This is a genomic window from Desulfobulbus rhabdoformis, from assembly GCF_016919065.1.
Classification (GTDB): Bacteria; Desulfobacterota; Desulfobulbia; order Desulfobulbales; family Desulfobulbaceae; genus Desulfobulbus; species Desulfobulbus rhabdoformis.
This window is the reverse complement of sequence record NZ_JAFFQA010000012.1, coordinates 109,246-120,968: the sequence shown is the minus strand read 5'-3', so window position 1 is coordinate 120,968 and position 11,723 is coordinate 109,246. Positions and strand designations below refer to the sequence as shown.

Here is an 11,723-nt window from a genome sequence, read left to right as displayed (position 1 = left end):
TCGGCATGACCTTACCTCGTTGCAGTTGATGAAAAATAGTGCGGAACGGTCGCCGAAGTAAGGTCGGAACAATCTCATCCAGAATAGTCCGCATTTGGGTATCACTGGGGATAACTCGTACCCCAAATACACCATGCAGGCTCTCGGGTTGCTCAAGTCGTCGCCCATCGAACGATAACAACGAAGGGTCTTTTAGCGAAAACATGGCAAAGCCGCTCATTAAAGCGTCCTCCAGCGGGATCGAGGCATTGGCAGCCCGGTGGTCAGGCACCTTTTGTAGATCCTCGCGGATATGGGCGAATAAGGCATCGGCATTGAGGTGAGAACGCATCTTGATTTTGTCCAGAGTCTGAGTTGCTTTGCGGTTACGGTCTATGAAATTTTTGAGGGTCGACATAGGCTTATCCTTGTAAATAGTTGATATCACAAGAAAAAAGCGTTTCGCCCCCTCGCCAGATGTCAAGAGATTTTTTCGATTATTCCGATTTTTTTTATGATGTAAAATTAGTTAGTTACATCGACCCCTTTATTTGAATGTCCTCAAAAATTTGCGAAAAGCTTATCTTGGGCCTACGCATTTACTGGGCTTCCGGATAAAGCGGGAACTGCTGAGCAATACCCTACCTCTGGTATACAAGATCATTGAAGAGCCAACGCTTATACATGTTGTACAACATCTTAATACCAATCAGTTCTGTAAGCTCATCAAGCACGTTGGAGTTGAAGATGCGGGAGAACTGCTCTCTCTTGCGACCTCAAAGCAGCTGACAAATATTTTTGATGAAGCCTTTTGGAAAAACATTGCTCCCGGTAAAGTAGAAGAGTTCGATCCTGAGGAATTCGGGTTATGGCTGGAAGTCATCCACGAATATTCACGGAGTGAGGCTATAACATATATAAACAATATGGAAGATGATTTTCTTACTCTTGGGTTGGCATCTCATCTTCTTGTTGTCGATTATGAATCTCTCGCTGTTCGAATAGAAAATACGCATCATTCATTTGAAGATGAACTTCTTGATAAGGTTCTTGACAGTGAACGTATGTTGGAGTGGGGAGATGTATTACTTATATCAAAAGGAAGCTCCTTTTGGGACACGCTGGTTGATCTCATAACAGAACTTGATAATTATGATCATGATCGTATCAATAGAATTTTGGACAGGATCAATCACATATCAACTGAATATATTGAAGACAATGGTGGATTATATAACGTATTGACATCTGGAAAAATGCTGGAGACAGACTTAGCTGCTGACAGGGAAGCAAGGAGAGAGAAGCAGGGATATGTTTCCCCTGAGACGGCTTCAGCCTTTCTCAAACTAGCTCAAGAAACATCGGCTGATGACATTCTTTCTTCAAAAGAAAAGGACTATCTTACAAAAGCATATTTTTCGGCATATCAGCCAAATAATCAAGCGACCGAAACTGAATCGCCAAGCATCAAGCTGAAAAAAACGCTTTCCGAAAAATTTCCTGATATCTATAAAGAGTTCGTTGAAGCAAGTATTATTTCTAAAGATCCCCTGCGCTTTTTGCCAGATGTAACGCCGACAGATTCTTACACATTATTTTCTCTTGCACTCCAAGCCATTGAAGAGAGTCATCCGGAAAGATTTACTCTTTGTATACAGGATCTTGGATATCTTATAAATGTACTGATAGCCGGAACCGGCAGTAAGAAGAATAAAAGGCTACAGCCTGCTGAAGCTGCACAAAAAGTAATACATTTCTGCCATACTGGGCTGGATATTCTTTGCCAGAATCCTGCAAATGAGCCAGAATCTATAAAAGTCATTTTGTTAGAAGAAAGCTTAATAAAACTCTTTCGACTTGGCTGGAATAATATCATGAAACCACGTCAATCGACTGAAAAAGTTAATAAAAAAAACATAACGAACAAGGATAGATTGCGAGAGTGAGGCAAGAACGAACCACAATCTTATCCGGGGTTGGACAAGCCCGGTCTCACAAAAGAAATAAATATTGCTCTGAAATACGCTGGAAGCGCTACCAAGATGGTAGCGCTGAACGCTGAATGTAAGAATGCATTCGCCTGGATCAGGCGTTAAAAAGCGGCTCGCTGCTCATAAATGAGTTTTCCTCCTGTGTGCTTCTGGGAGCATCCGACAGTTATGGGATTTAAAAGCTCGCCACCCAGGCTGCCACCTGCAGGGAGTGCCTCACAAGCCGTTTGCCATAAACATCGGATGCACACACTTTCCTGGAGAGACGGCCAGCCAAATTTACGGGAAATTAAAATGGTAACCAATATGAGAAATGCAGTTATCCTATCCACTGGATCCTATGCTCCAGCTTTGACCCTGCCGAATAGCTACTTTGATAAATTACTCGGAGAAGATGTCAGCACCTGGCTGGAGACCAATCTGACCATACGGGAACGCCGGTGGTGCAATGAAGACGAATCCACCGCTGACTTGTGCGTTGAAGCCGGTAAAAGAGCATTGCACAATGCGGGGTTAGAGGCATCTGCCCTTGACTTGATCATCGTCGGCACGGATACACCGGAACACATATCTCCCTCCACGGCATCTGCGGTCCACTATCGCCTGAAAGCAATCAAAGGCGGCGCCTTTGATTTAAATGCTGCCTGTTCAAGTTTTGTGGCTGGTTTAGAGGTTGCCAGCCGGTATATCCGATCAGGAAGTGACTACTCAACTATCCTTGTCATTGGTGGATATGCTATGAGCAAATACTTAAACAAAAAAGATAAAAAAACAGTTTCTCTTTTCGCTGATGGTGCGGGAGCTGCAGTTCTTACCGCAGTTGAGGGGGGTAACCGCGGATTCATGGGGGCCCAACACCTTACAGAAGGCCAGTATCATGAGTGGATGGGAATCTATTCGGGGGGGACGCATTACCCTATCTCTCCCCAGGCTTTAGCCCATGGCGATCACTATATGCAATTCACTAAAAGATTTCCGGAGAACAAAAATGTAGAAACCTGGACCAAAATGATTCGCTCCTTGTGCCTGCAACTTGCCATTAGACCGAACGATATCGACCATTATTTCATGACCCAGATTAACATAAATAGTATCCATGAAACCATGGACACCCTTAACCTCGATCGCCGCAAAGCCTATACAATCATGGACAGGTTTGGGTATACCGGTGCGGCGTGCATCCCCATGGCCATCGATGCAGCAGTTCAAGACGGGACGCTGAAAAAGAATGATTTAATCCTCCTAATAACCTCAGGCGGAGGACTCTCTTTTACCGCCGCCGTATTTCGCTATTGAAAAAAATGGGGATAAGGTGGGCATGATGAGCATCTCGCAATTTTCATAGCCTGAAGGCCTCTTCAAGGGATGAGCAATTACATCCACAAAATCAATAAGTTAGAAAATTACTGTGCATTACTATAAAAAATACCGCTTGCTTTTTAAGACGACTGGTCATATTATAAAATCATCATGAAACGGCGAGACGAAAATAAACAACATATTATCCGTAAGGGACTCAAAGCATTGTATCAAAAAGGCTACAATGCGACAGGGGTGCAGGAAATAGCTAATGCGGCTGAAATCCCCAAAGGTTCTTTCTATAATTATTTTAAAAACAAAGAAGACTTTGCAGTAGAAGCTATGCGTCTTTTCACAGAACGAGAGCTTGAAATGATGAGCCAAGTTCTTTTAGATGACAATCTGCCTCCTCTGGAAAGGATCAAACAACTTTATCGAAATAAAATTGAATATTTATCCTCAAAAGGGGCTTTCTCTCTCGGCTGTTTTCTGTGCAACATTACCCTGGAAATGGCTGATGTAAGTGAGACTATCTCCATAGAGGCCGCTAGATGCTTCAAGCGAGAATATGCACCACTTCTCACATGTCTTGAACAGGCCCAGGAAGAGGGGAGCTTGACGGCGTCAACTAACCTAGATAGGCTGGTGAGTCTTATCCGAAATTGCTGGCTCGGTGCACTGGTGATCATGAAAGCCAATAAATCTGCACAGCCCCTGGACGAGTTTCAGGTACTTCTTGATGAGATGCTAAAAAACGCATCAATCTCTTGAAAAGATTAATCCTTAGGGGATTAGAATAATTGTTTTTGATAGAGTTTTGTACGCACTTTAAAGACGACTGGTCATATCAAGTGCTTTTTCTGAGTCAAGTCGTTTAACGCTTTTTACAGGTTCTGCACACTGCGGTGAACAGGATAGAACTCGAGAACACAAATGTGGACAGCAGTAAACACTAACAAGATGACTGGTCATATTGCACCGGTCAAGGAGCATTCCATGAACAACATCTCATTCAAGGCAATGATCGTCACCGAAACCGATGACAAACAATTTACCCGAGAAATCAAAGAAAAAAGCATTGCAGACCTTCCCGAGGGGGAGGTGTTGATTAAGGTGTATTACTCATCGCTCAACTACAAGGACGCCCTTTCAGCCTCAGGCAATAAAGGAGTTACCAGAAAATACCCCCACACCCCTGGTGTTGATGCGGCAGGCGTGATTGTTGAGAGCAGCGACAGTACCTTCAAACCAGGGGATGAGGTGCTCGTAACCGGGTATGACCTGGGAATGAACACCTCTGGAGGCTATGAGGAATATATTCGGGTGCCAGCTAACTGGGTGGTTCGTCTTCCTGAAAATTTGAGTCTTCGGGAAAGCATGATCTACGGGACAGCCGGGTTCACGGCTGCTCTCTCCTGCTATAAGCTGATCAACAATGGGGTCACTCCGGATATGGGACCAGTTCTGGTCACGGGAGCAACCGGTGGGGTTGGCAGTATCGCTGTCTCCATTCTGGTGAAAAGCGGCTACGAAGTCGTTGCGGTCAACGGCATTAAAGATGAAAAAGATTACTTACTTGAATTAGGCGCTAAAGAAGTTATCTCCATTGAAGAAGCAGATGACAAAAGTGGTCGCCCATTGCTTAAACCTAGATGGGCAGGCGCAATTGACACCGTTGCAGGAAATATTCTTTCAACAGCTATTAAAACGACCAAATATGGTGGTTCAGTAACCTGTTGCGGTAATGTTGGTTCCGCAGAACTTGAATCCTCAATTTATCCCTTTATTTTAAACGGTGTTAGCCTGCTTGGTATTGATTCGGTGAACTGTCCAGTTGATACGAGGATAGCAGTTTGGAATAAAATCGCATCTGACTGGAAGCTTGAGTATTTAGACAAAATTACCACTGAACTTCCCGACCTTGAAGCCCTGGACGAGCGCATTGATCTTATCCTGCAAGGTAAGAACCGAGGGCGCGCTATTGTGAAGGTAAGCAAATAATGCTACGTCAAACCGGTAATCATTGAACTTCAGGGGCGGCTGAAACATATGGCCGCCCTTGACCGTCATGAGAAGTGAAAGATATTAAAAATCAGGAACATACCGACACATGGATTATCAAGGCAACATCTTTCGACCACCAAGTGAGGCGAACTCAATTTTACTGCAGGTCACAACTGGCTGTTCTCACAACAAATGCACCTTTTGCGATATGTATAAGGGCAGCCTGTTTTCCATTAAGAGTGATGAGACCATCATGGCAGACATTGACTTTGCCAAGCAGCACTGTAAAGAGCAGAACCGGCTTTTTATCTGCGATGGTGACGCCTTGATTGTACCGCAAAAGCGTCTTCTTAACATCCTCGGGACAATTAAGAAAAAACTGCCTTGGCTGAACAGGATAGGTATCTATGCCAATGCAAAGAGTATTGCCATGAAGGCGGAACAGGAACTGCTGGAACTGCATCAGGCAGGTTTGGATATCGCCTATATGGGGGTTGAATCAGGGGACGACGTGACCCTTAAGAGGATTTGTAAAGGGGCTGACAGCAAGCGCCTGATTGAAATGGGACAAAAGCTTGCAGCGAGCGGAATGACCCTGTCTCTGACTGTGCTGATCGGCGTTGCCGGTCGAGAACGCTCCCTGATTCATGCCAGGGAAACCGGCAGGGTGCTCACAGCCATTGATCCGAAGTATGTCGGTGGGCTAAGCCTCATGCTCAATCCTGGAACTCCGTTGTGTAGGGAGTATGAGCGGGGCGAATTTCAACTGCCCAATCCCATGGAGATGCTTGCGGAATTGCGGACAATGATTGAGCATACCGAACTGACAGACGGTTCTTTTCATGCCAACCATGCGTCCAACTATTTTCCGGTCAAGGCGCGGCTTCCCAAGGAAAAATCTGAAACGATTCGCCTTATTGACAGAGCGCTTAACGGGGATGTCAGCCTCAAGCCTGACTATCTGAGGGCGTTTTAACCTAGACCGTAACTGCTCGTAGGTAAATAATTTTTATATTTGATTTCTACCAGAGCGAAAGCAAAGGCCATGGCCCCATGAGATTCGCTCTCATTACATAACAGATGCTGCCGAGTTCCCCATGGCCGCACAGTGGAAGGGCCTTCGAACAATAGGTGTTGTTGTATCAGAGGCACGGAAAAGATAAAAGAACTACAGAATGCCGCTACTATATTTCGAGCCAAGAAAACAACGATGAACTATTTGCCAAAGCTGTACACTTTCATTGGGGGATAGAAAATTCTCTTCACTATGTACCTGATGTTACCTTTCGTGAAGATGAGTGCCGAATCCGAAAAGACGACGCTCCCGAAAATTTTGCCGTACTGAGGCATATAGCTCGTAATCTGCTCCAACGAGAGAAAACCAAAATGAGTATCAAGCAAAAACAATTCAGAGCAGCCTGCGACAGTCGATTTCTAGGCAGTGTACTTGCTGGCTAGGAATTTCGTGCGCTTGCCCTGTTCCTCCATGCTGACCACTGAAGACGCCGAGGACTTAAGAAAACTTATTATCAATAACAATTTAAAAGAGACAATTGGATCAAGACATGAACATCGGCCTAAAACAGTGATTTGCAGAAGGTCAAAAAAAGTATAATTGAAAATTTCAGTAAAAATGCCAACAAATTGCTCAAAGCAAGGATGTCAAGATAAAAAACTTTATAAAGGCATAAAATATAGCTATATTGTATCAATATCAATTTAATTTTTTAGGGTGTCTTGAATAATTAGATTTTTCAATCAAGGTCAAGGATTGCTGACAATTTCACCGCAGGCATATAGTTGATATTCCGAGGATAAAATTTTCAGCATGACGAGGTAAGCGTCAGACTCCGCGAGATTGGCAGGAAAAGCAATTATTCAAGATTCCCTTTATTTATTTCAATGGCCATCCTATATTTACTACATTTTTTTCAAATATACTAAGGAGGCATCAAATGACAGAAAAAACGCTGCTCTTACTCCTGGCCCTTCTTTTTTTGGGCACATTCCTGGCAAGAAATATCCAGGTACAAACCAAAACCAAACAGAAAGTAAAGGCCTCAGATTCTCTCCTGACCCTGTCAATACTAGCAACGACCTCCTGCATCGCGGCAACGCTCTTTTCCACCTCTTCAGAGAACTTCTACCATTTTTTTGGCCCCATAGCCTTTTTGCACATCCCTGCCGTTTCCTCATTTGGACTCTTGGTCTTTGCTCTTAGCATTGTTCTGGGGTGGATTTTTTCGGGACAACTAGGTGAATCCTGGCGGGTTGGGGTGCATGAAACCCAGAAAACTGAACTCATCCAAAGTGGAATTTACCAGTATATTCGCAACCCATATTTTCTTTCCCACTTCATCATGTACATGGGCCTTTTTCTGATACGTCCGAGCCTGGTGCTCCTTGTTCTCGTTGCAGCCACAATGGTGCTGTTCCATCGCCTGGTGCTCAGAGAAGAGGCCCATCTCCTGTCCACTCACGGAAAGGAATATGAAGCATACAAGGAGAGTACCGGGAGATACCTGCCTCGTCTTTTAAAAGCTAGACAGGAATAGAGGAGTAATTCGAATTTCCCTCTCTTCTATTTCCAGGCGGAAAGATGGGATTATTCACAAGGAGTTGCCGGTATTCACACACCGCCAACCTACCACAGTCCGGGGAGATGAAGTATTGTGATGGCGAGATACGAACACCATCGTGATACTGCAGGAATTTTTTATTCTCAGACGAGAATTTGATTATTCTTCAGGAAAACAATAACTTCTTCGGCGAGTGACTCTGGAGTTTTTTCACCAGCCAGGAGAAGCACTTCGGGGGAGATGGGAGGTTCATAGGGAGAATCAATACCGGTAAATCCTTTAAGTTCACCAGCTTTTGCCTTTTTATACAGGCCTTTTGGATCCCTTCTTTCGCATACAGCTAGTGGGGTATCAACAAATATTTCTATAAATTCACCAGGCAGGAGCGCATCTCGAACACGATCCCGGTCTATACGGTATGGGCTGATAAATGCTGTAATGGCTATTATTCCGTTCTGCGAAAATAATTTGGCAACAGAGCCGATACGCCGAATGTTTTCTTCGCGATCAATTGCGGAAAATCCTAAGCCGAAACGTCGTGCAAAATCCTCTTTATGTGTCCCCTTTAACATTTCAGTGCTCGCATTGAGCCCATGACGGATATTATCTCCATCCAAAACCACACTTCGAGCCTTGTACTGATGGAAAAGTATGTGATCAAGGACATTTGCAACAGTGCTTTTTCCGGATGCACTCAGGCCGGTGAACCAGATGACGCAACCTTTATGAGTGTTTAAGGATTCCCTCTGCTGACGCGTTACCATCAGATCATGCCAGTAAACATTCATAGCTGTTTCCCTAATTTTTATTCTTAATAAGACTCTGCCAAGAACAGGGAGTTCTCAAGAGATCAAGGACAAAAATTAAATTACCGATCTATGAACTTCACTATATAAGCAAAATTGATTTTTTAATACAAAATTATTTATCAATCGAAAAAAAATTTCGCCCCTCACCGTTTCCGCCGCGATCCATCGCCGCCATAGAACTCAATCCTCCTTGTACCGCTGCAGCTTGCGATAGAGCGTTTTTCGATCCACCCCCATAATCCGGGCTGCCAGAGTACGATTGCCCTGGGTGTTTTCCAGCACATACATGATATAGCGCCGCTCCATCTCTTCCAGAGTGATCAGCTCAGAAGGATCCTTGGAAGAGAGGAGAAAGTGTTCCTGATCTGCCACACGGATTTTTTCCGGCAGGTCGTCCACAACGATTTTATCGTAGAGGGTCAGGGCTACCGCATGTTCCATGGCGTTGCGCAGCTCGCGCACATTGCCCGGCCAAGGGTAGTTGAGCAATTTTTCAGCAGCAGGCTCGGAAATGCCGGTAACCGCCTTATCCTGCCGTTTGGAGAACTGCTTGATGAAGTGGTTGGCCAGTAAAAGGATATCCCCGCCCCGTGCCCTGAGTGGCGGCAGGTGCATATGAATGACGTTGAGGCGATAAAAAAGATCTTCGCGAAAAAAACCATCTTCAACCGCTGACTCCAGATCCCGGTTAGTGGCGGCAATGATGCGCACGTTAAAGGCACGTTCGGCGCTGCCGCCAATGGGACGCACCTTGCGCTCTTCAAGTGCACGCAAGAGCTTGGGCTGTAGTTCCAGGGGGATTTCCCCCACCTCGTCAAGAAAGAGGGTGCCCCCATCCGCCTCAAGAAAAAGTCCCTTGGTCGCCTGGGAGGCGCTGGTAAAGGCACCCTTGGTATGGCCAAAGAGCTCACTTTCCAAAAGCTGCGCAGGCATGGCAGCACAGTTGATGGCAATCAGGGGACGTGCTCCCCTCTGGCTCTGGTGATGAACCGCCCGGGCGACCACCTCTTTGCCCGAACCACTCTCCCCGGTAATGAGCAGCGAGGCATCGGAGTCGACAATACGATTGAGCTGAGAGAACAATTCCTCCATCACCGAGCTCTGACCAATAATATTGTCAAACTTCTGCGGCTGCCCCACCTCCTGGCTCAGCAGCTTGACTGTTCGCTGCAGCCCCCGGTACTTGGCGGCCCGCTCAAGGGCCAGCGCCAGAATATCCATATCCAGCGGCTTGGTGACAAAGTCATAGGCTCCGGCACGGATGGCGGAGATGGCAGTATCCATGCTGCCAAAGGCGGTCATGATGACCACGGGGATATCACGCATATGGGTCACGATTTCGCTACAGATATCAAGCCCGTTCATATCCGGGATATTGATATCGGCCAGCACCACATCGGTGGTGTTAATATCGACAGCGGCCAGACCTTCCCGGCCGCTGGTGTAGCTGGTCACCGTAAAATTCCGACGGCTCAAGCCTGCGGCCAGCAGGTCGCACATCTCCTGTTCGTCTTCGATAACAAGAATATTGCCCTTCATACCGCCGCCTTTTTAACCGGAAGATAAATACTAAAACAGGTCCCCTTCCCTGGCGCACTTTCCACATCTATCCAGCCGCCGTGTTCTTCAACAATACCATGGGCAATGGAAAGCCCCAGGCCGGTACCGGTCCCCAGAGTCTTGGTGGTGAAAAACGGGGTGAAGATATGTTTCAGGTTTTTTTCTGCGATTCCTTCCCCCTCATCCTCGATACGCAGCTCAATAATCGACGAAAGTGTGCCTTTGGGCACCAGCTTGGAATGGGCCGCAAGGTTCCCCACCGAGATATCGACCTTGCCGCCTTCGGGCATGGCTTGGATAGCGTTCATCAACAGGTTGACAAAGACCTGCTGCAACTGTGAGCCATCGGCCTGCAGCATCACCTCCGCCTTCGGGGTGACATGGAGGGCAAACTCGACATTCTGCTTATTGGCCATGGGGGAGAGAAACTGAAACACCTGCTTCATCAAAAAAACGATGTTCTCTTGGGCCGGTTTATATTTGGGCCTGCGGGTAAAATCCAAAAGCTGGCGAATAATGGTGGTCATCCGTTCGGCCTGGTTTTGAATGATGGTGGCGCATTCGTTGATTTCCTCGGGGCTGAGTTCTTCCCGAATTATCATCTTGGCCCGGCCATCCACCACATTGAGCGGGGTCCCGATTTCATGGGCGATACCAGCGGAGAGCAGGCCAAAGGTCGAGAGCCGCTCTGTATGCCGGAGCTGCTCCAGGGTTTTTAAGCGAGCATCACATTCAAATTTAATTTTTTCCTTGGCGATCAAGAGGCGCGAACACATTTCATTGAGCGTCTGCGCCAGGCGGGACAGTTCATCATTCCCCTTGAAGGCCACCGTGGTACAGAGATCACCATGGCCTATGCGCTCGACCTGTTCAATGAGCCTTTTTAAGGGGACGCGGATACTCCTGTTCATGAAGAAATAGAGAATAGCCGCGTTAATGCAAGTAAAAAGAAGGATAATAAGAATGGCCCGCAGCATCATTTTGTGTGAATAGTCGCTGACAGCCACCATGGGCTGTTTGATCTCAAGCGCCCCCCATTTTTCCCGTTCCGTACCCACGGGAATAAAGGTAAAAAAATCAATCTCCCCTTGCTGGTCCTGATGCTGGCCATGGACAACCATTCCCTGCTCCAGCTGATGCAGCTCATCAGCGCTCAAGACAAACTGGCCCTGTGACTTCGCCCCCTGGTCAATCCAGCGCACAGCAAACTGGTGGGGAACCTGAGCATGGGCAAGCAGCTCAAGGGCTGCCGCCTCGCCCTCCCGTTCCCAGGCGTGACGTAGCACACCGGATAGACTGGTGCCGATTTGCTCAGCACTGCGCATCAGGTCCAGCTTAAACTGTTTGGTCTCGATCTTGTAATTGATGTACTCATCCAGGCAGATCAGAGCCATTGTGCCGATGAGCAAAGAACTGAGCAAGCGGTAGAATAGTTTCATAATCCTTTAGATTGGGTTTCAAAATCTGTGGCAGCGATTTTTTTATTCGACAACCTGATCTTT

At 46.5% G+C, this 11,723-nt stretch carries 10 protein-coding genes and 1 pseudogene; 7 read left to right on the top strand and 4 right to left on the bottom strand.

Annotated features, from left to right (window positions below; translation table 11 throughout):
- Positions 1 to 397: pseudogene (locus JWJ90_RS08740) on the bottom strand (transposase); the annotation flags it as partial.
- Positions 398 to 530: 133 nt separating this feature from the next.
- On the opposite strand from JWJ90_RS08740, the gene JWJ90_RS08735 reads away from it, so the two are divergent.
- The 7 genes from JWJ90_RS08735 (at position 531) to JWJ90_RS08705 (ending at position 7,828) form a co-directional block, all read left to right on the top strand.
- Positions 531 to 1,925 carry a DUF6178 family protein gene (locus tag JWJ90_RS08735; protein ID WP_205226832.1) on the top strand — a complete coding sequence of 465 codons (1,395 nt, stop codon included), beginning with the start codon at positions 531 to 533 and terminating at the stop codon, positions 1,923 to 1,925.
- A 339-nt stretch (positions 1,926 to 2,264) separates the two neighbouring features.
- Positions 2,265 to 3,266 (top strand): 3-oxoacyl-ACP synthase III family protein, encoded by a 1,002-nt coding sequence (locus JWJ90_RS08730; RefSeq protein WP_205226831.1) that lies wholly within the window; start codon positions 2,265 to 2,267, stop codon positions 3,264 to 3,266.
- Positions 3,267 to 3,440: 174 nt separating this feature from the next.
- Positions 3,441 to 4,040 (top strand): TetR/AcrR family transcriptional regulator, encoded by a 600-nt coding sequence (locus JWJ90_RS08725; RefSeq protein ID WP_205226830.1) that lies wholly within the window; start codon positions 3,441 to 3,443, stop codon positions 4,038 to 4,040.
- A gap of 225 nt (positions 4,041 to 4,265) precedes the next feature.
- Positions 4,266 to 5,270, top strand: a complete 1,005-nt coding sequence (locus tag JWJ90_RS08720) for a YhdH/YhfP family quinone oxidoreductase (RefSeq protein WP_205226829.1) — start codon at positions 4,266 to 4,268, stop codon at positions 5,268 to 5,270.
- 109 nt (positions 5,271 to 5,379) lie between these two features.
- Complete coding sequence (locus tag JWJ90_RS08715) at positions 5,380 to 6,249, top strand: radical SAM protein (RefSeq protein ID WP_205226828.1); 870 nt, start codon at positions 5,380 to 5,382, stop codon at positions 6,247 to 6,249.
- Positions 6,250 to 6,404: 155 nt separating this feature from the next.
- Positions 6,405 to 6,731 (top strand): ISAs1 family transposase, encoded by a 327-nt coding sequence (locus JWJ90_RS23915; protein ID WP_205226827.1) that lies wholly within the window; start codon positions 6,405 to 6,407, stop codon positions 6,729 to 6,731.
- A gap of 497 nt (positions 6,732 to 7,228) precedes the next feature.
- Complete coding sequence (locus tag JWJ90_RS08705; protein ID WP_205226826.1) at positions 7,229 to 7,828, top strand: methyltransferase family protein; 600 nt, start codon at positions 7,229 to 7,231, stop codon at positions 7,826 to 7,828.
- Between the two features lie 167 nt (positions 7,829 to 7,995).
- Here JWJ90_RS08705 and cysC read toward each other — a convergent pair whose 3' ends face one another.
- From cysC to JWJ90_RS08690, 3 genes are all read right to left on the bottom strand, one after another.
- The gene (gene cysC / locus JWJ90_RS08700) at positions 7,996 to 8,640 is read right to left on the bottom strand and encodes an adenylyl-sulfate kinase (RefSeq protein WP_205226825.1); all 645 of its coding nucleotides are present in this window, start codon (positions 8,638 to 8,640) and stop codon (positions 7,996 to 7,998) included.
- A gap of 201 nt (positions 8,641 to 8,841) precedes the next feature.
- Entirely contained in the window at positions 8,842 to 10,200 is a 1,359-nt protein-coding gene (locus JWJ90_RS08695; protein WP_205226824.1) for a sigma-54-dependent transcriptional regulator, read from the bottom strand.
- Positions 10,197 to 11,660 carry a sensor histidine kinase gene (locus JWJ90_RS08690; RefSeq protein ID WP_205226823.1) on the bottom strand — a complete coding sequence of 488 codons (1,464 nt, stop codon included), beginning with the start codon at positions 11,658 to 11,660 and terminating at the stop codon, positions 10,197 to 10,199. The genes JWJ90_RS08695 and JWJ90_RS08690 overlap by 4 nt, the downstream gene beginning before the upstream one ends.
- Positions 11,661 to 11,723 lie beyond the last annotated feature (63 nt).